Source organism: Streptomyces sp. NPDC021100 (assembly GCF_044333095.1).
Taxonomy (GTDB): domain Bacteria; phylum Actinomycetota; class Actinomycetes; order Streptomycetales; family Streptomycetaceae; genus Streptomyces.
This window is the reverse complement of record NZ_JBIRQH010000005.1, coordinates 314,533-334,061: the sequence shown is the minus strand read 5'-3', so window position 1 is coordinate 334,061 and position 19,529 is coordinate 314,533. Positions and strand designations below refer to the sequence as shown.

The window sequence follows — 19,529 nt, the reverse complement described above, 5'->3', positions numbered from 1 at the left end:
TGGCGTGGGTGGATATATGTCGTTGTCTGATGTTGCTTCGAGTCGTGTGCCCGCCGGCGAGGGAGTGGACGATCCCCATCCGCCGGGTCCGTACGAGGTGGTGGAGGGGCCACTGGACGTCACCGACCTGTTGACGGTCGTGCGCACGGTCCTCGACGGGCACGGTCCGGTACCGGCGCGGCCGGAACTGACCGTGTACGGGCCCGGTCGGTACACGGTCCGGGTGGACGGCACCCGCCTGGACATCCGCAGCCGTCCCCTGTCTCACCAGCCGCCGGGCACGCTGGACCCCGTCGTCGCCGGACCGGGCATCCACCGGATCGTGCTGACCGCCTCGGGCGCCCCGTCCGAACGCGCTCACGACCTGTTCACCGCGCTGGCGACGGCCGTCGACCGGTGGGCCCAGTGCTACACGGAGGCCGAGGCCGCCGCCATCGTGGCCGGAATGCCGCTGCTGGACCGCTACGCGCGCCCCGAACCGGCGCTCTCCGGCTGGGCCTTGGTGTTCCGGGACCACTACGTGGAGAACAGCGTCGGCTTCCTGCTGGCCATGGAGCGCGCCGGACTCGCCCCCGAGTGGATCTTCGCGCTCTCCAAGGGCGACAGGACGCAGCACCGCGAGCGGGTGCACTCCTGGTTCCTGCACCGCGGCTACGCCAGTGACATCCTGGACAACTCCGTCATCAACGGCACCGCCGGAGCGGCCGAAACCGCCCACGCGCGCGCCGTGGACGCCCAGGTGGCCGAGTTCGTCCGCCGGGCGCACGCCGCGGGCCGCAAGGTCCTGGTCATCGACGACGGCGGGCTGCTCGCCCAGGGCTACGGCGCCGACGGGCCGGGGCCACGGGTGGACGCCGCCATCGAACTGACGGTCAGCGGACTCAAGCGCATCGCCGCCGCCCCCGGCGAACTGGCCATACCCGTGCTGAACATGGCGCGCTCCCGACTGAAGTCGAGACTGGGCTACAACGAGATCGCCGACTCCTGCGTGCGCCGGCTGCGCGCCATCGTGCCCGGCCAGAAGTTCATCGGCCGCCACGTCCTGTTGCTGGGCTACGGCACCCTCGGCGCCCGGGCGGCCCGTTCGCTGCGGGCCCTGGGCTGTCGGGTCGCCGTGGTGGACACCGACGTCCTGGCGCTGATCACCGCCGCCGAGGACGGCTTCGAGACCCACCGCACCGTCGCGGAGGCCCTCGCCCGGCAGCGGCCCTTCCTCATCCTCGGCAGCAGCGGCGACACCGCCATCACCGCCGAGGACGTGCCGCTGCTGCCCGACGGCGTCCTGCTGGCCGGCTTCGCCACCAAGGACTTCAGCGTGCTCACCGACGGCTACCCCGGCGCCACCGCGCTCACCCTCCCGCACGTCGGCGTGCGCTACGACCTGCCGCACGCCACCTCCGTCACCGTGCTCGGCGACGGACGCTCGCTGAACCTCTTCGAGTACGAGGGCATCGCCAACCGCGGCTACGACGCCTACCGCGCCGGCACCCTGCTCGCCGCGCTCGCCCTCTGCCGCGACCCCGGGCGGTTCCCGCCCGGCGTCCACTTGGAGCCGGTGGACCGGATCATCGACGACGCCGGGCTGTTCGACGCGTACTACAGCCAGTACCTGTGCGCCCGGACCGCCCCGCTGGGCACCGGGGCGTTCTCCCGGGTCCACCCCGCCGACCGCGAGGCCGCCCATGCCCGGTAGGCCGCATGTGTGCGTGATCGGCCACGGAGTGGCCGGCCGGCTGCACCGGCAACTCCTCGAGGGCATGGGGCTGTCCGTGTCCGTCGTCGACCCCGCCCGCGACACTCCCGTCCCCACCGCCGCCACCCTCGCCGACCTGCCCGCCGACCGGCCCGTGGATGTCTGGTCGGTCTGCACCCCGACCGCGAGCCACGTCCGCACCGTGGCGGCCGTCCTCGACCGCGACCCCGAGGCCCGCGTCCTGGTGGAGAAACCGGCCTGCCGCTCCTGGGAGGGCCCCGAACTCTCCGCGCTCCTCGCCGCGCACGACCGGGCCCGGCTGGTGGTGATGAACCAGTACGCGCACGCCAAGGCCCCCGCCATCCTCGAAGCCGTACGGGCCGAGTTCGCGCCCCGGCACCCGGTACGGGCCATCCGCGTCGCCTTCTGCAAGGACCGCCGCGAGGACATCGCCGCCGGCCGCTTCGTCGACCTCGACTACGGAGTCTTCGGCTACGAGTGGCTGCACATGCTCGCCGTCCTCGGCTCCCTGCTGCCCGCCCCGGCCTTCGACCGCTACCTGCGGACCGGCCCCGCGCCGCACACCGTACGGATCGCGCGCGATCCACGGCTGGCCAGCATCGCGGCCCACGAGACCACGCGGCTGAGGACGGCCGACGGGTCCGCGGTCGACATCGAGCTGTACTCCACCATCGCCGGCCCCGACGCCCCCCGCGCGGCCCCCGCACCCGCCTGGGCCCGCCGCACCGGACCCGCCACCGACAGCCGGCTGCGGCTGGCCCGGGTCGAGGCCGGACCGGTCCTCCTCACCCTCGAACTCGACCCGGTCTTCCTGCCCAACGGCACCCGGCTGCCCCGCAACACCCACCGGCTGACCGTGGACGGACCGGGCGTCCACCGCGAGTGGCTGGTCCCCGACTCGCCGATGGACAACGCGTTGCGGCACGCCATCGCCACCCTGCTCGGACCCGGCCCGCGCCCCACACCCGACCTGCGGCCCCTCGGCCGCATCGGCCGGCTGGCCGACCCGGCCGCCCGCGCAGACACCCCCGCCGACGCCCCGCAGACGGCTCCCGCCGCGCTGCCGACCCGACTGTGAAAGCGAACCGCCCATGAGCCGGATCTGCCTCGTCATCCCCAGCAACAGGTTCGACCAGTACTTCATCCAGCTTCCCCTCGACGCCGTCACCGCCGCCGGCCAGTTGCGGGCACAGGGACACACCGTCGCCGTGTGGGACCAACGCCTCCAGGAAGCCCCCGGGGGCCAGGACTTCGACCTGCTGGTGGTCTTCTCCGCGATCGCGGACCGCGCCCAGTGCTACCCCCTGGAACTGGAGCCGGTACGGGCCGCCGTCGAACGCGCCACCTCCCGCTACCCGTCGGCCCGCACCGTCGCGGTCGGCCCGCACGGCACCCACCTGCCCGCCGCCACCCGCGCCGAGCTGGGCGTGGACCACATCGCCTGCGGCGAGACCGACTCGGCCACCGTCGGCGCCGTCCACAGCCTGCTCGCCGGCGCCGACGCACCGGTGCTGCCGGTCACCACGACCCCGCACAACCTGCTGGACTCCCCGGAGCCGCGCCCCCGGCCCTTCCCCAACATCCCCCTGGAGGAATTCGCCTTCCCCGCCTACGACCTGGTGCCCGTCGCGGACTACACCGCCGAGGTCATCTCCGGCGGACTGCCGCTGCCCGGCCCCTGCGGCATGGTGCTGGCCGCCCGTGGCTGCACGTACGGCTGCACCTTCTGCCACCTGCCGTTCGGTACCAGGATGCGCAACCAGCCACTGGACCGGGTCGAGCGCGAGATCGACGCCCAGCAGACCGCGGGCCTGGACTTCTTGTTCTTCCTCGACTACGTCTTCGGCATCAACCGGGGTTTCTACGGCGACCTGTGCACCCGGCTGGAGGGCCGCGGACTGGGCTGGGTCGGCCAGACCCGCGCCGAGATCGTCCTGAAGAACGACGTCACCGCGTGGGCACGGGCCGGCTGCCAGGGCATGTGGCTGGGCGCCGAATCCCCCGCCATCGCCCAGACCGGCGTCCACAAACGGGTCAGCGAGGCACAGATCGCGGAAGCCGTCCACAAACTCCAGGACGCCGGCATCACCCCCTTCGCCTTCATCCTGCTGGGCCTGCCGCAGGACGAGGCGTGCGTGTCCGGCCGCCTCGTCGACTGGGCCGCCGGCCTGGGCGCCTGGTTCGGCATCAACCAGCTCTACCTGCGCCCCGGCACCACCCTCTACGACCGGCTCGCCCCCCAGTACAACGGCGGCAAGCCCCCGGCCACCTGGCACGAGGTGCGGGAGGTCACCCGCCGTTACCGCGCCTCCTACCCCACCGACCTCGACCACCAGCAGCAGCGGCTCGAAGGGCTGCCCAACTACCTGGGCAACGCCATCGCCCCGGTGGCGGGCTGAGGAGGCCGGCGTGCTGCGTTTCGGCATCCTCGGCTGCGGCTCCATCGGCGGCTTCCTCGGCCGCCTGCTGGCCCGGCCCGACGGCCCGCTGAGCGGACGGGCCCGGCTGGCCGCGGTCGCCGGACGGGACCCGGTACGGGCCGGGAAGCTGGCCGCCGAACTGGGCTGCGCCGCCCTCACCGTCGACGAGCTGCTGGCCCGCCCGGACATCGACGCCGTCGCCGTGTGCACCCCCTCCGGCACCCACGCCGACCTGGGCGTCGCGGCCCTGCGCGCGGGCAAGCACGTCCTGGTCGAGAAACCCCTCGACGTCACCCCCGAGGCCGCCGACCGGCTGATCGCCGCCGCCCGGCGCAGCGGCCGCACCCTCGGTGTCGTCTCCCAGCACCGCTTCGACCCCGCCGCCCGGGTGGCGAAGACCGCGATCGAGGACGGCGCACTGGGACGGATCACCTCGGTCCTCATCGAGGTGCCCTTGTGGCGGGCGCCCTCCTACTACGCGTCGGGCCGGTGGCGCGGCACCCGCGGCCTGGACGGCGGGGGTGCCCTGATGAACCAGGCCGTGCACGCCGTCGACCTCGCCCAGTGGCTGGCCGGCCCCGTGGTGGAGGCCGCGGCCCACACCGGCCTGCTCGCCCACGACGGCCTGGAGGTCGAGGACGTGGCCACCGCCAGCCTGCGGTTCGCCGGCGGCGCGCTCGGCGCCCTGCTGGCCACCACCGCCGCGTACCCGGGGCGCACCACCCGCGTCGCGGTCAACGGCGAGCGCGGATCGGTCGTCATCGACGACGACGAACTGGCCTACTTCCACGCCGCCCGCGACGGCGAACCGACCGGTGCCTACGGCGCCTACGGAGACGGCAACCAGGCCGCCGACCACTGCCCCCCGCCGTCGGAGCCCCCGGTGCGCGACCGCGTCGGCCTGCTCCGCCAACCCCACCGCGACCAGCTCGCCGACTTCTGCGACGCGGTGCGCACCGGCCGGCCGCCCCTCGTCGACGGTGCCGCGGGACGGCGGGCGGTGGCCGCGGTGCACGCCGTGTACACCGCCGCCCGCACCGGACGCACGGTACGGCTCGACGACAGTGGCAACCCCCTACAGGACACGGAGAGGAACCCATGAGCGCGACCCTTCGGCAGCCGGCGCCGGACGAGCACAAGGAGGAGCTGGCCCGGCTCTTCGACCGCAGCGCCCCGACCTACGAGCGGACCGGAGTCTCCCACTTCGCCGACCTCGGCCGACGGCTGGTGGAGCACGCCGGTCTCCGGGAGGGCGAGCGGGTCCTCGACGTGGGATGCGGCACCGGCGCGGTCCTCGTCCCGGCGGCCCGCGCCGTCGGACCGCGCGGATCCGTGACCGGCGTCGACCTCTCCCCGGGCATGGTGGAACGGACTCGGGCGGCCATCGCGGAGGAAGGGCTGGGCCACGCCCGGGCGTTCGTCGCCGACGCCGAGACGGTGGACGGACTGCCCGGCGGGGGAATCGCCGACGGCAGCCTCGACGCCGTACTCGCCGGCATCTCGATGTTCTTCTTCCCCCACCCCAGGGCCGCCGCCGCCCGGTACCGCCGGCTGCTCGGCGCGGACGGCCGGCTGGCCCTCTCCTGGTGGGGGGAGCAGGACGCGCGCTGGGCACCGGTCTTCGCCGCCAGTGCGCCGTACGGCGGCGCCTCCTCCCACCGGCTCCCGCCGGACAGCCCGTTCCGCTCCGTCGAGGACCTGCACACCATGCTGGCCGAGGAGGGCTTCGGCTCCGTCGACACCGTGGAACGGCCCTGTGTCACCCGCTTCCACGGCATCCGCCAGTGGTGGCAGTGGGTGTGGTCCACCGCGGGCCGGCAGTTCTGGGAAAGCGTGCCCCAGGAGAGGATGCACGAGGCCATCGCCGACGTCGAAGCGGAACTGTCCCGGCTGCGCGCCCCCGACGGCAGCCTGACCAGCCGGAACATCGTCCGCTTCACCGTCGCCAGGGCCGTACGGTGAACGACACCCGTACGGTGCCGCAGTCCTCCGTCACCTCCCCCTCCTCCCTGGCCACCGCCCACCCCCTGTTCTCCCCGGAGTGGCTGCGCGCCGCGGCCGAGGCCACGGCCGGGCGGTCCCCCCACGACGACACGGCCCTCCGGCTCGGCCTGCGCCTGACCGATCCGCCGTCCGGGGTGGCCGGACGGATCCTCGTCCTGGTGGACCAGACCACCGGCTCCCTCGCGTTCCGGACGGGGGAGTGGGACGAGCGCCCCACCCTCACCCTGACCCTCACCCATGAGGACGCGTGCCTCCTGCTGTTCGGGGACGCCGAGCAGCGGGTGCGGCTGTTCGAACATGGGCGGCTCGTCCTGGAAGGCGTGTTCCTCTTCCTCTTCTTCCTGGACCGGCTGCTGCAGCAGGACCCCTCCGGCGCGCTGGCCCGGCTCCGGCGGGTCACCGCCGGAGCCCCGCCGGCGGCCCCCCACCGGCCCGACGCCGCCACGACCGTCACCGTCCCGGAGGACGAGGCGGCCGCGGCCCGCGCCGCCGCCGACATCCTGCCCCGCACGATGGACGCCCTGCACGCCGAGCTCGGCCGCACCACCCCCGGCGCCCAACTCCACGTCAGCCACGCCCCGAGCGGCACCGAGGTCTCCGCCGCCCTGGGCGCCTGCCGCCCGGGCGTGCCCTTCACCCGTACCTCCCGGCCCATCTGGTACTGCTGCGCCAAGACGCTGGGCGCGGTGGCCGTCGGCCAACTGTGGGAACGCGGCCTGCTCGACCCGATGGCACCGGTCGGCCGCTACCTGCCCTGGTACGACGGCGAAGGCCGCGAACGCGTCACCCTCCACCAACTGCTCACCCACACCTCGGCCGTCCCCATGGGCCTGGACCCGCTGCACGGGGCCATGGCCGCCCCGGTCGCCCTCCGCCGCGAACTGCTGCGGCGGATGACGGTCCCCGACGCCACGCCCCCCGGCACCCGCATCACCTACGGGCCGTGGTGGGCGTGGTTCCTGATCGCCGAGGTCGTCCGCGCCCTGGACGGCCGCGACTACGAGCGCTACCTCACCGACGAGATCCTGGCACCCTGCGGCATGGACGCCACCCGCGTGGTGCTCACCCCGCGGGAGTACCGCGCCGAGGCCGAACGGCTGCCCCTCATCCACATCACCGGCGGCGGCCTCCCGGCCCAGCCCACCCACTGGTACGCGACCGAGGCCGCCTGCACCCGGCCCATCCCCGGGCTCAACGTCCGCGGGCCCATGTCCGACCTGGCGCTCTTCTTCACCGCGCTCGTCGACGGCGGTCGTGGACGCCACGGGCGCATCCTGCGGCCGCAGACCGTGACCGCCCTCACCACCCGTCACCGGGTCGGCCTGGTGGACCCGTTCGGCAACGCCGACTGGGGGCTCGGCTTCCGCGTCGAGTCCCGTCATCTCGGGGACGCGTGCACGGCCTTCAGCCGCCACGCCTCCCTGCGCACCTTCGGCCATTACGGGCTGTGGACGTCGGCGGTCTTCGCCGACCCGGACGCCGGCCTGGTCGTGGCCCTGCACCTCAACGGCAAGACCTGGCAGGAGGAACACCAGCGGCGGATGATCACCATCGGTGACGCCGTCTACCAGGACCTCCGCCTGACCCGACCCCGGGTCCTCGACCCGCAGCACGGAAACGGAGACCGAGCATGACCACCCCGCAGGCCGGGGCCGCGCTCCCGGCCGGCTCGCCGCACGCCATCATCGACATCGCGGTCGCCTTCTGGAAGTCCAAGGCGCTGCTGAGCGCCGTCGAACTGGGCGTCTTCGAGGAACTCGCCGTGCGCCCCGCCACCCGCCCCGACCTCGCCCGGAAGCTGGGCATCGCGGGCCGCGGCGCCGCCGACTTCCTCGACGCCCTGGTGTCCATGGGGCTGCTGGAACGCGACGACACCGGCGTCTACCGCAACTCCCCGCCCGCCGACCGCTATCTGGACCCCCGCAAGCCCGCCACCGACATCTCCGGCTACCTCTCGTTCCTCAACGCGGGATTCGGCTGCTGGGCGGGGCTGACCGCCGCGTTGCGCAGCGGCGGCCGGCTGGACTTCTCCGCGGCCCTGGCGGCCTCCCAGGCCGCGGACCAGGGCGGCGCCGGCGACCCGAAGCTGGTGGACACCGGAGCCGGCGACGACACCTTCGGCGAGGCGTACGCCGCTCCCGACCAGGTGACCGGATTCCTGCGCGCGATGACCGGCTACAGCATGGGCGCCAACCAGGCCCTCGCCGAGCGGTACGACTGGTCGGGGGTGCGCACCGTGGCCGACGTCGGCTGCGCCGAGGGCTCGCTGCTCGCGCAGGTGCTGTCCCGGCACCCGCACCTCCAGGGCATCGGCTTCGACCTCCCGGTGGTCGGCACCGGCTTCGACGCCCACCTCAAGCGGGTCGGGCTCGCCGACCGGGCGCGCTTCGCCGGGGGAGACTTCCTCACCGGCCCGCTGCCGGCCGCCGACGCCATCGTGATGGGCCACGTCCTGCACGACTGGGACCTGGACACCAAGAAGATGCTCATCGGCAAGGCGTACGACGCCCTGCCGCAGGGCGGCCGGCTGCTGATCTACGAGTCGCTGATCGACGACGCCCGGCGCGAGCGCACCACCGGCCTGCTCATCAGCCTCAACGTCTCCACCGTCTCGGCCGGCGGCCTGGGCTACACCGGTGCGGAGTGCGGCGACTGGATGCGCGCGGCAGGCTTCCGGGACACCACCGTGAGCCACCTGGACGGCCCGGAATACCTCGTGGCCGGAGTCAAGTAGCCGGCGCGGAGCAGGCCGCCGTACCCCTCCCCGCTCCGCCGAGTGGCGGGCCGGACGGGGTGCGGCGGCTTCCGCGTATCAGATGTCCCGGAAGATCTCGATCTGCGCGCCGATCGAGTTCAGCCGGTCCGCCAGGTCCTCGTAGCCCCGGTTGATGACGTACACGTTGCGCAGCACGGACGTGCCCTCCGCGGCCATCATCGCCAGGAGGACGACGACCGCCGGGCGCAGCGCCGGGGGGCACATCATCTCGGCGGAGCGCCAGCGGGTGGGGCCCTCGACGAGGACGCGGTGGGGGTCGAGGAGTTTGACGTCGGCGCCGAGGCGGTTGAGGTCGGTGAGGTAGATGGCGCGGTTGTCGTAGACCCAGTCGTGGATGAGGGTCTGACCCTGGGCGAAGGCGGCGATGGCGGCGAAGAAGGGGACGTTGTCGATGTTGAGACCGGGGAACGGCATCGGGTGGATCTTGTCGATGGGGGCCCGGAGTTTGGAGGGGCGGACGGTGAGGTCCAGGAGGCGGGTGCGGCCGTTGTTGGCGCGGTACTCGGGGCTGCGCTCGTGGTCGAGGCCCATCTCCTCCAGGACGGCCAGTTCGATCTCCATGAACTCGATGGGCACCCGGCGGATCGTCAGCTCCGACTCCGTGACCACCGCCGCGGCCAGCAGGCTCATCGCCTCCACCGGGTCCTCCGACGGCGCGTAGTCGACGTCGCGGTCGATGTGGGCCACGCCGTGGACGGTGAGGGTCGTGGTGCCGATGCCCTCGACCTTGACGCCCAGCTCCTCCAGGAAGAAGCAGAGGTCCTGGACCATGTAGTTGGAGCTGGCGTTGCGGATGACGGTGACGCCGTCGTGCCGGGCGGCGGCCAGCAGGGCGTTCTCGGTGACGGTGTCGCCGCGCTCGGTCAGGACGATGGCGCGGGTGGGGGAGACGCTGCGGTCGACCTTCGCGTGGTACGTGCCGTCGGTGGCGGTGATCTCCAGGCCGAAGTGGCGCAGGGCCGTCATGTGCGGCTGGACGGTGCGGGTGCCCAGGTCGCAGCCGCCGGCGTACGGGATGCCGAACTGGTCCATGCGGTGCAGCAGCGGGCCGAGGAACATGATGACGCTGCGGGTGCGCCGGGCGGCCTCGCGGTCCATCGCGTCCAGGTCGAGGTCGGCCGGGGGAACGATCTCCAGGTCGTTGCCGTCGTTGATCCAGCGGGCGCGGACGCCGATGCTGCCCAGCACCTCCAGGATCCGGTAGACCTCCTCGATCCGGGCCACCCGCCGGAGGGTGGTGCGCCCGGCGTTCAGAAGGGTCGCGCAGAGCAGGGCCACGCAGGCGTTCTTGCTGGTCTTGACGTCGATCGCACCGGACAGCCGGCGTCCGCCGACCACCCTCAGGTGCATGGGGCCGGCATAACCCAGGGAGACGATCTCACTGTCCAGCGCTTCACCGATACGAGCGATCATATCAAGACTGATGTTCTGATTTCCCCGCTCGATGCGGTTGACCGCGCTCTGGCTGGTGCCGAGTGCGTCGGCGAGCTGCGACTGAGTCCAGCCGCGGTGCTGCCGGGCGTCACGGATGAGCTTCCCGATGCGGGCGAGGTAAGCGTCTGTCATGAGGTAGACGGTATCTCAGATATGAGATCTTTCGCGGGATCCCTTCGGTGATCTACTTTTGTTCTATTAGTATGCGAACAACCCGTCCCCGAGGCCGTCGTCGAGAGGTAGTCGGTGAACCTTCCCCTGCACACCGCCGGGCGGCCGTGGCGCCCGGTCCTCCTCGCGCTGCCCTACCTCCTGGCGGCCGCCGTCTTCCTCCTCCTCTTCGAACGCCGGCGGGACCGGCTGCCGGACCGGCTGGCCACCCACTTCAGCGGCTCCGGCCGGGCGGACGGCTTCACCGCCACCGGCTCCTTCGCCTCCGAGGGCCTCGTCCTCGTCCTCTCCCTCGCCGTCCTCTTCGCCGCGCTCGCCTATTTCCTCGAACTCGAGGTCCTCTCCTGGCGCGCCCTCACCGCCACCGCCTACGCCGTGGCCGCGCTGATCGGCTCGCTCATGGTCTGGACCGTCCTCTGCAACGCGTCCGCCGCCACCCCCGACGACGCCCGGCTCGGCCTCGACACCCTGGTGACGACCCTCCTCGCGGCCCTCGTGGCGGGCGTCCTCGGCATCCTCCTCGCCGGCCTCACCGCCCCGCGCCCCCGTCAGACGGTCACCGCCGCGACCACCGCCGCTCCCCGCCTGCCGCTGGGCCCCACGGAAGGCGCGGTCTGGACGCGGGCCGTGGTCTCGCGCCCGCTGCTGGGGCTCGGCGTCGCCCTCCTGGCCGTCGCGGCCGGGTTCGGCTTCGCGGGCGGCTGGACGTCCGGGCTGGGGATGGCGGTCGGCGCCCTGCTGGTCCTCCCGCTGTCCGGAGCCCGCGTCGCCGTCGACCGCCACGGCCTGACCGTCACACCCCTGTGGGCACCCCGGCCGCGGCTGCGGGTCGGGCTCGACCGCGTCGGGTCGGCCGACGGCCGTGCCCTGGACGCGTTCCGCGAGTTCGGCGGCTGGGGCTACCGCGTCCGCTCCGGCCGCAGCGGGTTCGTGCTGCGCTCAGGCGACGCCCTCGTGGTCCGGCTGACGGGCGGCGGCGAGTTCGTCGTCACGGTCGACGACGCCGCGACGGCCGCCGCCCTGCTCAACACCCTCGCCGACCGGGCCCGCCGGCGCGCGGACAGCGGGGGCTGACGTGCTCGTCCGGCTCGACCACGGATCGCCCGTGCCGCTCGGCGACCAGATCGCCGCGTCCGTCCGCGGCGCGGTCGCCGACGGCTCGGTACGCCCGGGGGAACGGCTGCCCGCCGCCCGCGCCCTGGCCGACTCGCTCGGCGTCAACGTGCACACCGTGCTCCGCGGCTACCAGCGGCTTCGCGAGGAGGGGATCATCGAACTGCGGCGCGGCCGGGGCGCCGTGGTCACCACGGGCGACGCCGTCGCCGACCGCGCCCGGCTGCTCGCCGCCGCCGGCCGGCTCGTCGCGGAGGCCCGCTCCTCCGGCCTGGGCGACGAGGCCATCCTGGACCTCGTCCGGACCAGCCTCGGCCCGGCCTGATCCCGTGCTGGAGACGGTGAGTTGACGAGCATGCCCGACGCCCCTCCCGCAGAACTCCTCCCGCAGGGCTCCTCCGCAGAACGCCTCCCGCAGGACCCCTCGCGAGCCGGCCCCCTGACCGTCCGGCCGCGGCCCTTGTCCCCGCGGGCCCTCACTGCGGTGCCTGTCCCCGCCCCCCTCCCCGCCAGCCCGCGCCGGTGCGCGACACTGGAAGGGAAGCGAAGGCCAGAGGTGACGGGAGCCGACCGATGACCGAACGCAAGCCCCCCGGCGTGGACTTCGAGACCTGGGCCGACCTGCAGATCCGGGAGGCGGCGGAGCGCGGGGAGTTCTCGAACCTCCCCGGCTTCGGCAAGCCGCTGCCCGGCCTCGACCGCCCCTACGACGACATGTGGTGGGTCAAGGAGAAGATGCGGCGGGAGAACCTGTCGTTCCTGCCGCCCTCCCTCGTCCTCCGCAAGGAGGCGGAGGACGCCCACGCGGCGGCGCTCGGCGCCCGCTCGGAACGGGAGGTCCGGAGCATCCTCGCCGCGATCAACGAGAAGATCGCCGCGGGGCTCCGCCGGCCGCCCCCGGGGCCGCCGCTCAACCTGACGCTGTTCGACGTCGAGGATGTCGTCCGCGCCTGGCGGGACGAGAGGGAGCAGAAGGGCGAGAGGGACGGGCAGGGGGAGCCGGCGGTCTGACGGCCGCCGGGCGGGCCGGGCCGACCGTACGCCCCCGGCCGTACGTCCCCCAGCCATACGCCCCCGCTCACCCGGTCGGCGGTACGCCCCCTTGATCAACGCCGGTGCCCCGCGCCCCGGCCCCGATCACGGGCCGCACCCGCCCGTACACCCCCGCCGGAGCGGAACGGCCGCACCCCGTAAGCCGTCTCCCAGGGCGAACGGGGTCCAGGCCCCGCCACCCCCGCCCGCCCCGAACGCCAAGAGCACCGGCCATGACCTCCGCCCCCGACGACGAGGCCCCCGACGTCCCGCGCTGGACGCTCGTCGTATCGGCCGCCGCCGACCTGCTGCTCGGCCTGATCAAGCCCGTGCTCGACGCGCCCAAGGGCCGGCAGAACGGCTCGACCGGCGACTGACGCGGCCGCGCGGTCGGCCGAGACGGGAACGTGACCGTCCGCCGCCCCCGCGATCGCTCATCCGGGCATGACCGATCCCCGGTGATGTACTAGAGTTATCTCGACATCGAGATATATGCCGAGAGAGGCGTACCGCCGTCGCGCCACCAGGGAACACTAAGGCATGCCTAAGTTAGGGCAACCTTAGCGGACCGGCGCGACGTTGTCGCGGCAGGATGGCCGCAGTACGCGCATTCATGCACATGAAGGAGACTGTCGTGTCGGCGAACAGCTTCGACGCCCGCAGCACGCTGCAGGTGGGCGACGAGTCGTACGAGATCTTCCGGCTGGACAAGGTCGAGGGCTCCGCTCGCCTTCCCTACAGCCTCAAGGTGCTGCTGGAGAACCTGCTCCGCACCGAGGACGGCGCCAACATCACCGCCGACCACATCCGCGCGCTGGGTAACTGGGACTCGCAGGCCCAGCCCAGCCAGGAGATCCAGTTCACGCCGGCCCGCGTGATCATGCAGGACTTCACCGGCGTCCCCTGCGTCGTCGACCTCGCCACCATGCGCGAGGCCGTCAAGGAGCTCGGCGGCGACCCGGCGAAGGTCAACCCGCTCTCCCCGGCCGAGCTGGTCATCGACCACTCCGTCATCGCCGACAAGTTCGGCACGAAGGACGCCTTCGGCCAGAACGTCGAGCTGGAGTACGGCCGCAACAAGGAGCGCTACCAGTTCCTGCGCTGGGGCCAGACCGCCTTCGACGACTTCAAGGTCGTCCCCCCGGGCACCGGCATCGTCCACCAGGTGAACATCGAGCACCTCGCGCGTACGGTCATGGTCCGCAACGGCCAGGCGTACCCCGACACCCTCGTCGGCACCGACTCGCACACCACCATGGTCAACGGCCTCGGCGTGCTCGGCTGGGGCGTCGGCGGCATCGAGGCCGAGGCCGCGATGCTCGGCCAGCCGGTCTCGATGCTCATCCCGCGCGTCGTCGGCTTCAAGCTGACCGGTGAGCTGCCCGCCGGCACCACCGCCACCGACCTCGTCCTCACGATCACCGAGATGCTGCGCAAGCACGGCGTCGTCGGCAAGTTCGTCGAGTTCTACGGCGAGGGTGTGGCCGCCACGTCGCTGGCCAACCGCGCCACCATCGGCAACATGTCGCCGGAGTTCGGTTCCACCGCCGCCATCTTCCCGATCGACGGCGAGACCCTGAACTACCTCAAGCTCACCGGCCGCTCCGAGCAGCAGGTCGCGCTCGTCGAGGCGTACGCCAAGGAGCAGGGCCTCTGGCTCGACCCGGCCGCCGAGCCCGACTTCTCCGAGAAGCTGGAGCTCGACCTGTCGACGGTCGTCCCGTCGATCGCCGGCCCGAAGCGCCCGCAGGACCGCATCGTCCTCGCGAACGCCGCCGCGCAGTTCGCCCAGGACGTCCGCAACTACGTCGACGACGTCGACGAGGCGGGCAAGGAGTCCTTCCCGGCCTCCGACGCCCCGGCCGTCTCCGCCGGCGTCCCGTCGAAGCCGGTCACCGTGACCGCCCCCGACGGCTCGACGTACGAGATCGACCACGGCGCCGTCACCGTCGCCGCGATCACCTCCTGCACCAACACCTCGAACCCCTACGTCATGGTCGCCGCCGCGCTCGTGGCCAAGAAGGCGGTCGAGAAGGGCCTGACCCGCAAGCCGTGGGTCAAGACCACCCTCGCCCCGGGCTCCAAGGTCGTCACCGACTACTTCGACAAGGCGGGCCTCACCCCGTACCTCGACAAGGTCGGCTTCAACCTCGTCGGCTACGGCTGCACCACCTGCATCGGCAACTCCGGCCCGCTGCCGGAGGAGGTCTCCAAGGCCGTCAACGACCACGACCTCGCCGTCACCTCGGTGCTCTCCGGCAACCGCAACTTCGAGGGCCGGATCAACCCCGACGTCAAGATGAACTACCTGGCGTCGCCGCCGCTGGTCGTGGCCTACGCGATCGCCGGCTCGATGAAGGTCGACATCACCAAGGACGCCCTGGGCACCGACCAGGACGGCAACCCGGTCTACCTCAAGGACATCTGGCCCTCCGAGGCCGAGGTGAACGACGTCGTCGCCAACGCCATCGGCGAGGACATGTTCAACAAGTCCTACCAGGACGTCTTCGCGGGCGACGCCCAGTGGCAGGCCCTGCCCATCCCCACCGGCAACACCTTCGAGTGGGACGCCGAGTCCACCTACGTCCGGAAGCCCCCGTACTTCGAGGGCATGACGATGGAGACCACCCCGGTCACCGACATCGCCGGCGCCCGCGTCCTCGCCAAGCTGGGCGACTCGGTCACCACCGACCACATCTCCCCGGCCGGTGCGATCAAGGCCGACACCCCGGCCGGCAAGTACCTCACCGAGCACGGTGTGGAGCGCCGCGACTTCAACAGCTACGGCTCCCGCCGCGGCAACCACGAGGTCATGATCCGCGGTACGTTCGCCAACATCCGCCTGCGCAACCAGATCGCGCCGGGCACCGAGGGCGGCTTCACCCGCGACTTCACCCAGGACGGCGGTCCGGTGTCGTTCATCTACGACGCCTCCCGCAACTACATCGAGCAGGGCATCCCGCTCGTCGTCCTGGCCGGCAAGGAGTACGGCTCCGGCTCCTCCCGCGACTGGGCCGCCAAGGGCACCGCGCTCCTCGGCGTCAAGGCCGTCATCGCCGAGTCCTACGAGCGCATCCACCGCTCGAACCTCATCGGCATGGGCGTCCTCCCGCTCCAGTTCCCCGAGGGCGCCTCGGCCGAGTCCCTCGGCCTGACCGGCGAGGAGACCTTCACCTTCACCGGCGTCACCGAGCTCAACGAGGGCCGCACGCCGCGCACGGTCAAGGTCACCACCGACACCGGCGTGGAGTTCGACGCGGTCGTCCGCATCGACACCCCCGGTGAGGCGGACTACTACCGCAACGGCGGCATCATGCAGTACGTGCTGCGCAGCCTGATCCGCAAGTAAGCGGCGGGGCGCTTCGCGCCCGAGGGCCGCATCCCGTGTTCGCGCACGGGGTGCGGCCCTCGGTGCGTCCGGGCGGACGACTACCGAGCGGTTCGACTGACGGCATTGACGAACGCTGTCCAACTCGCTCTGGGAAAGCGGATCGACGCACGCTCGGGAGCTTTGCTGTCGCGGACGCGAACAGTGCTGGGAACTTGATCCGCCACTTCGACGCAGTTGCCGCCGGTTCCGTCGGTGTAGGACGATGTGCGCCATTCCGCCGCGCGTATGTCAGATACGGTGCCCATGCGTCGCCCAATCCTTCGCCGCTGATTCGATCAGAGCCAAGGACGCTGTCGGGGAAAGCGCATCAGCCCTGGCCAGATCGTATGACCGTTGGCAGTCGGCGACCAGGACAGGATCCTCCAGAAGCTGACCCGTGCCTCCGCCTTCGGTGTAGACGGCAGGCGGGGTGTCGTTGAAGTCCATGAGCGACACCATCGAGTTCAAGAATGGGTGCGCCCCTGCGGCGAAGGGCATCACTTGGATGACGACATTGGGCCGGGTGCGCATCACCTCGGCGAGGTGGTCGAGCTGCTCGACCATAACCTCAGGCTCGCCCACGGCTACGCGCAGAGCTGCCTCGTGGATGATCGCCCAGTAAACGGGCGCGGACGGGCCTTCCAACAGTTTCGCCCGCTCCATTCGAGCTCGTACGAATCGCTCCACCACCTCGTGTGGGGTGAACCGCTGCGCGGCCCGAATCACAGCTCGTGCGTACGCCTCGGTCTGCAACAACCCCAGCACATACATCGACGAGATTTCGCTGATCGCCTGCGCCTGCTTCTCCAGCTCTGCCGCGTCTGCGAAATAGTGGGCTACCTTGTACCTCCGGGCGAGCCTGCACAGCCGTTGCATGTGCTCCTTGGTCCCGAAGATCTCGTCGAACCGCTTCGACAGCTCCAACTGCGGGACGCGGAGGGCCGACTCGAACTGGCCGATGTACGAACCCGAGCAGAACGCCCGAGTCCCGAGCCCGGTCTGAGACAGACCGGCCTCGTTACGCAGGCGCTCCAGCTCGGAGCCGTAGAACGCGCGCGGGTTGGCGTACGGGTCCTTGGACTTGGTCGCGCTCACGTACCCAGCGTATCCATGTGGGGTCGCTGGGTTAGGTGAGTCCCGGAAGCGTCACTCAGAAGAGCAGCCGGTACTGGTTCCAGCCCGACTTCCCCACCAGCACACGGGACTTGAACGGCGACGACGCCCGGCCCGTCCCCTTGTACAGCCAGAGCGCGCCCTGGCCGTCGCGGGCGAGCAGGTCCGCGTGGCCGTCGAGGTCCACGTCGCCCGTGCCGAGCAGGGTGTTGAACTGGTTCCAGCCGTCCCCGATCCGGGTGCGGGCCTTGAAGGGGCGGGCCGCGTCGCCGGTGCCCTGGTAGAGCCAGAGGGTGCCCTTGCCGTCGCGGGCGACGATGTCCGTCCGGCCGTCGCCGGTGAGGTCGGCGCGGCCGGTGATCGCCGTGTACTGGCCCCAGCCCGGGCCCACCTTCTTGCGGCCGGAGAGCGAGCCGTCGGCCTTGGCCAGGTAGAGCCAGAGCACGCCCGCGCGGTCGCGGACCAGGATGTCGGACTCCTGCGAGCCGCCGAGGGTGCCGGGGGAGAAGAAGCTGTCGTACTGGCCCCAGTCGGTGGCGACTTCCCGGGCACCCTTCCTGGTGATGTACCCCACCGAGTCGTCCGGCCCGATGGCGTAGGTGGCCTCCCAGATCCCGTCGCGGTCGTGGTCGACCGCCGTCGCGGCCTTGATCGCGCTCCAGTTGCCGCTGTAGGGCTTGCGCGAGGCGAGCCCGCCCTTGCCGTCAGGCGCGTAGACGAAGTAGCCGCCCTTGCGGTCGACCGCCTGGACCGGGAAGAAGGGCGCGTTCGGCGACAGCCGGGCGTCGGCCCGGAGGGCCGGCGCGGCCGCTGCCGCCGGCGGCCGCACCGCCGGGACGGAACCGGGGCCGGGGACATCGGCCGACGCCGTACCGGCGGTGACGGCGGCCAGGGCGACGGCGGTCGCGGCGGTGAGGGCGCGCGAGACGGCGCGGCGACGGGAACGGCCGGGAAGGTGGGGCACGTAGGGCTCCGAACGGTAGGCGCAAGGGAACGGCACGACGGAGGTGTCACGTGCGTACCGCCACGCCCCCCGCGTGATCAGGATGCTGCCACACCGTCCCCGTGCCCCGGAGCCGAGGTCCCCTTACACCCGCGCGGAGTCCCGAGGGACGGTTCCAGCAGGTCGAACGCGTGGACCGTCTCCGTCCCCACGGCCTCGGCCACCGCGTCGTCGCCGTGCCGGGACAGCGTGGGGGCCGGATGCGGCCGAAGAGGGCCCGGTGTGCACCGTCCAGCACCGTGGCGGCGGCGCGGGGGGTCAGGCTTGGCATGTGGCCTCGGCGGCCGGCCGTCGCGTCGCGGGGGAGTGTCGCCGGACGGCCCCCTGACGCGCCTGTGGCGCCCCTCCGGGTGGAGGAGCGCCACAGGTTGCCAGCCGAACTGACGGATCGTCAGAAGAGCAGACGGTACTGGCCGAAGCCCGTCCCGACCTTGACCGAGCCCTTGAAGGGCTCGTTCTGCTTGCCGGTGCCCTTGAAGAGCCACAGTGCGCCGGACTTGTCCCGCGCCAGCAGGTCCGCGTGGCCGTCGCCGTCGACGTCGCCGGTGCCGACCAGCAGGTCGAACTTGTTCCAGCCGCCGCCGATCTTCGTGCGGCCCGCGAAGGGCTTGTTCAGGTCGCCGGTGCCCTTGTAGAGCCAGAGCGTGCCGGACTTGTCGCGCGCGACGATGTCCGTCTTGCCGTCACCGGTCAGGTCGCCGCGGCCGGCGACCGCCGTGAACTGGCCCCAGCCGCCGCCGACCTTCTTGCGGGCGGACAGCTTCCCGAGGATGTCGGCCTGGTAGACCCACAGGACGCCGGACTTGTCGCGCCCGAGCACGTCACCGTAGGCCGAACCGCCCAGGTTGCCCGGGGAGAAGACGGTGTCGTACATGCTCCAGCCGGTGCCGACGCGCTCGGTGTAGCCCTTGTCGGCGTACCACGCCTCGTTGTTCTTCTGGACGTAGTAGTGGCCGTCGCCTTCGCCGAACCGGTCGTGCCGCTGGGTCGCCAGCCGCATCTGCTTCCAGGCGTTGCGGGAGGCGTTGGTGTTCTTGCCCGCCTTGCGGGAGGTGAGGCCGCCCTTGCCGTTGGGCTGGTACGAGTAGTAGTCGCCCTTGTTGTCGATGGCGTTGAGCACCAGGAAGGGCGCCGCGCCGCTCGGGTCGGCGACGGTGGCCTTGGCGGTGGCCGTCTTGTCGGCGGTCACCTTGGGGCCGAGCTTTCCGGCCGGGGCCGCGGCCGGCCCGTCGGCCAGGGCCGTACCGGCGGTGCCGGCCACGAGGGCGGCGGCGATCGCCGTGGTGACGACGCGGGGGAGTGCGCGGCCGCCGGAACGGCGGCCGTTGGTGTAGGTCACGTAAGACTCCGTACGAATAATCCGAAGAACGAGAAAGTGT

Annotated in this window: 17 protein-coding genes; 12 read left to right on the top strand and 5 right to left on the bottom strand. The window is 72.2% G+C overall.

Going from position 1 to position 19,529, the window contains the following annotated elements; genetic code table 11:
- Positions 1–64 precede the first annotated feature (64 nt).
- Genes ACH4PU_RS13595 through ACH4PU_RS13565 form a run of 7 tightly spaced genes read left to right on the top strand, consistent with a single transcriptional unit; the run spans position 65 to position 8,872 of the window.
- Positions 65–1,693 (top strand): hypothetical protein, encoded by a 1,629-nt coding sequence (locus tag ACH4PU_RS13595; protein ID WP_398270743.1) that lies wholly within the window; start codon positions 65–67, stop codon positions 1,691–1,693.
- A gap of 13 nt (positions 1,694–1,706) precedes the next feature.
- Positions 1,707–2,792 carry a Gfo/Idh/MocA family oxidoreductase gene (locus ACH4PU_RS13590; RefSeq protein WP_398270740.1) on the top strand — a complete coding sequence of 362 codons (1,086 nt, stop codon included), beginning with the start codon at positions 1,707–1,709 and terminating at the stop codon, positions 2,790–2,792.
- Positions 2,793–2,805: 13 nt separating this feature from the next.
- Complete coding sequence (locus ACH4PU_RS13585) at positions 2,806–4,113, top strand: B12-binding domain-containing radical SAM protein (RefSeq protein ID WP_398270737.1); 1,308 nt, start codon at positions 2,806–2,808, stop codon at positions 4,111–4,113.
- Positions 4,114–4,123: 10 nt separating this feature from the next.
- Complete coding sequence (locus tag ACH4PU_RS13580; protein ID WP_398270734.1) at positions 4,124–5,236, top strand: Gfo/Idh/MocA family protein; 1,113 nt, start codon at positions 4,124–4,126, stop codon at positions 5,234–5,236.
- Positions 5,233–6,096, top strand: a complete 864-nt coding sequence (locus ACH4PU_RS13575; protein WP_398270731.1) for a class I SAM-dependent methyltransferase — start codon at positions 5,233–5,235, stop codon at positions 6,094–6,096. Before ACH4PU_RS13580 ends, ACH4PU_RS13575 begins: the two co-directional genes overlap by 4 nt.
- On the top strand, positions 6,093–7,772 hold the full coding sequence (locus ACH4PU_RS13570; protein WP_398270728.1) for a serine hydrolase domain-containing protein: 1,680 nt from the start codon (positions 6,093–6,095) through the stop codon (positions 7,770–7,772). The genes ACH4PU_RS13575 and ACH4PU_RS13570 overlap by 4 nt, the downstream gene beginning before the upstream one ends.
- Positions 7,769–8,872, top strand: a complete 1,104-nt coding sequence (locus ACH4PU_RS13565) for a methyltransferase (protein ID WP_398270725.1) — start codon at positions 7,769–7,771, stop codon at positions 8,870–8,872. The genes ACH4PU_RS13570 and ACH4PU_RS13565 overlap by 4 nt, the downstream gene beginning before the upstream one ends.
- 78 nt (positions 8,873–8,950) lie before the next feature.
- On the opposite strand, the gene ACH4PU_RS13560 is transcribed toward ACH4PU_RS13565, so the two are convergent.
- Positions 8,951–10,480, bottom strand: coding sequence for a helix-turn-helix domain-containing protein (locus ACH4PU_RS13560; protein ID WP_398270722.1), 1,530 nt, complete (start codon positions 10,478–10,480; stop codon positions 8,951–8,953).
- Between the two features lie 114 nt (positions 10,481–10,594).
- On the opposite strand from ACH4PU_RS13560, the gene ACH4PU_RS13555 reads away from it, so the two are divergent.
- The 5 genes from ACH4PU_RS13555 to acnA all read left to right on the top strand — a co-directional run bounded on the left by ACH4PU_RS13555 (position 10,595) and on the right by acnA (position 16,013).
- Positions 10,595–11,593, top strand: coding sequence for a hypothetical protein (locus ACH4PU_RS13555; RefSeq protein ID WP_398270720.1), 999 nt, complete (start codon positions 10,595–10,597; stop codon positions 11,591–11,593).
- A gap of 1 nt (position 11,594) precedes the next feature.
- Positions 11,595–11,957, top strand: coding sequence for a GntR family transcriptional regulator (locus ACH4PU_RS13550; protein ID WP_004947345.1), 363 nt, complete (start codon positions 11,595–11,597; stop codon positions 11,955–11,957).
- A 248-nt stretch (positions 11,958–12,205) separates the two neighbouring features.
- Positions 12,206–12,643: a DUF1992 domain-containing protein gene (locus tag ACH4PU_RS13545; RefSeq protein ID WP_398270717.1), complete on the top strand. Its 438-nt coding sequence runs from the start codon at positions 12,206–12,208 to the stop codon at positions 12,641–12,643.
- Positions 12,644–12,897: 254 nt separating this feature from the next.
- Complete coding sequence (locus ACH4PU_RS13540; protein ID WP_398270714.1) at positions 12,898–13,041, top strand: hypothetical protein; 144 nt, start codon at positions 12,898–12,900, stop codon at positions 13,039–13,041.
- Positions 13,042–13,298: 257 nt separating this feature from the next.
- On the top strand, positions 13,299–16,013 hold the full coding sequence (acnA, locus tag ACH4PU_RS13535) for an aconitate hydratase AcnA (protein WP_398270711.1): 2,715 nt from the start codon (positions 13,299–13,301) through the stop codon (positions 16,011–16,013).
- Positions 16,014–16,093: 80 nt separating this feature from the next.
- Here the strand turns inward: acnA and ACH4PU_RS13530 are convergent, their stop codons facing one another.
- From ACH4PU_RS13530 to ACH4PU_RS13515, 4 genes are all read right to left on the bottom strand, one after another.
- Complete coding sequence (locus tag ACH4PU_RS13530; protein ID WP_398270708.1) at positions 16,094–16,300, bottom strand: DUF397 domain-containing protein; 207 nt, start codon at positions 16,298–16,300, stop codon at positions 16,094–16,096.
- Positions 16,284–17,129 carry a helix-turn-helix domain-containing protein gene (locus tag ACH4PU_RS13525; RefSeq protein ID WP_398270705.1) on the bottom strand — a complete coding sequence of 282 codons (846 nt, stop codon included), beginning with the start codon at positions 17,127–17,129 and terminating at the stop codon, positions 16,284–16,286. Before ACH4PU_RS13525 ends, ACH4PU_RS13530 begins: the two co-directional genes overlap by 17 nt.
- A gap of 55 nt (positions 17,130–17,184) precedes the next feature.
- Entirely contained in the window at positions 17,185–18,111 is a 927-nt protein-coding gene (locus ACH4PU_RS13520) for an FG-GAP repeat domain-containing protein (protein ID WP_398270702.1), read from the bottom strand.
- 430 nt (positions 18,112–18,541) lie between these two features.
- Positions 18,542–19,489 carry an FG-GAP repeat domain-containing protein gene (locus tag ACH4PU_RS13515; RefSeq protein ID WP_398270699.1) on the bottom strand — a complete coding sequence of 316 codons (948 nt, stop codon included), beginning with the start codon at positions 19,487–19,489 and terminating at the stop codon, positions 18,542–18,544.
- Between the last annotated feature and the right edge of the window lie 40 nt (positions 19,490–19,529).

Coding starts and splice junctions, on each gene's coding strand:
- ACH4PU_RS13585 (WP_398270737.1), top strand. CDS start 2,806: ATGAGCCGGATCTGCCTCGTCATCCCCAGCAACAGGTTCGACCAGTAC.
- ACH4PU_RS13575 (WP_398270731.1), top strand. CDS start 5,233: ATGAGCGCGACCCTTCGGCAGCCGGCGCCGGACGAGCACAAGGAGGAG.
- ACH4PU_RS13565 (WP_398270725.1), top strand. CDS start 7,769: ATGACCACCCCGCAGGCCGGGGCCGCGCTCCCGGCCGGCTCGCCGCAC.
- ACH4PU_RS13560 (WP_398270722.1), bottom strand. CDS start 10,480: ATGACAGACGCTTACCTCGCCCGCATCGGGAAGCTCATCCGTGACGCC.
- ACH4PU_RS13545 (WP_398270717.1), top strand. CDS start 12,206: ATGACCGAACGCAAGCCCCCCGGCGTGGACTTCGAGACCTGGGCCGAC.
- ACH4PU_RS13540 (WP_398270714.1), top strand. CDS start 12,898: ATGACCTCCGCCCCCGACGACGAGGCCCCCGACGTCCCGCGCTGGACG.
- ACH4PU_RS13530 (WP_398270708.1), bottom strand. CDS start 16,300: ATGGGCACCGTATCTGACATACGCGCGGCGGAATGGCGCACATCGTCC.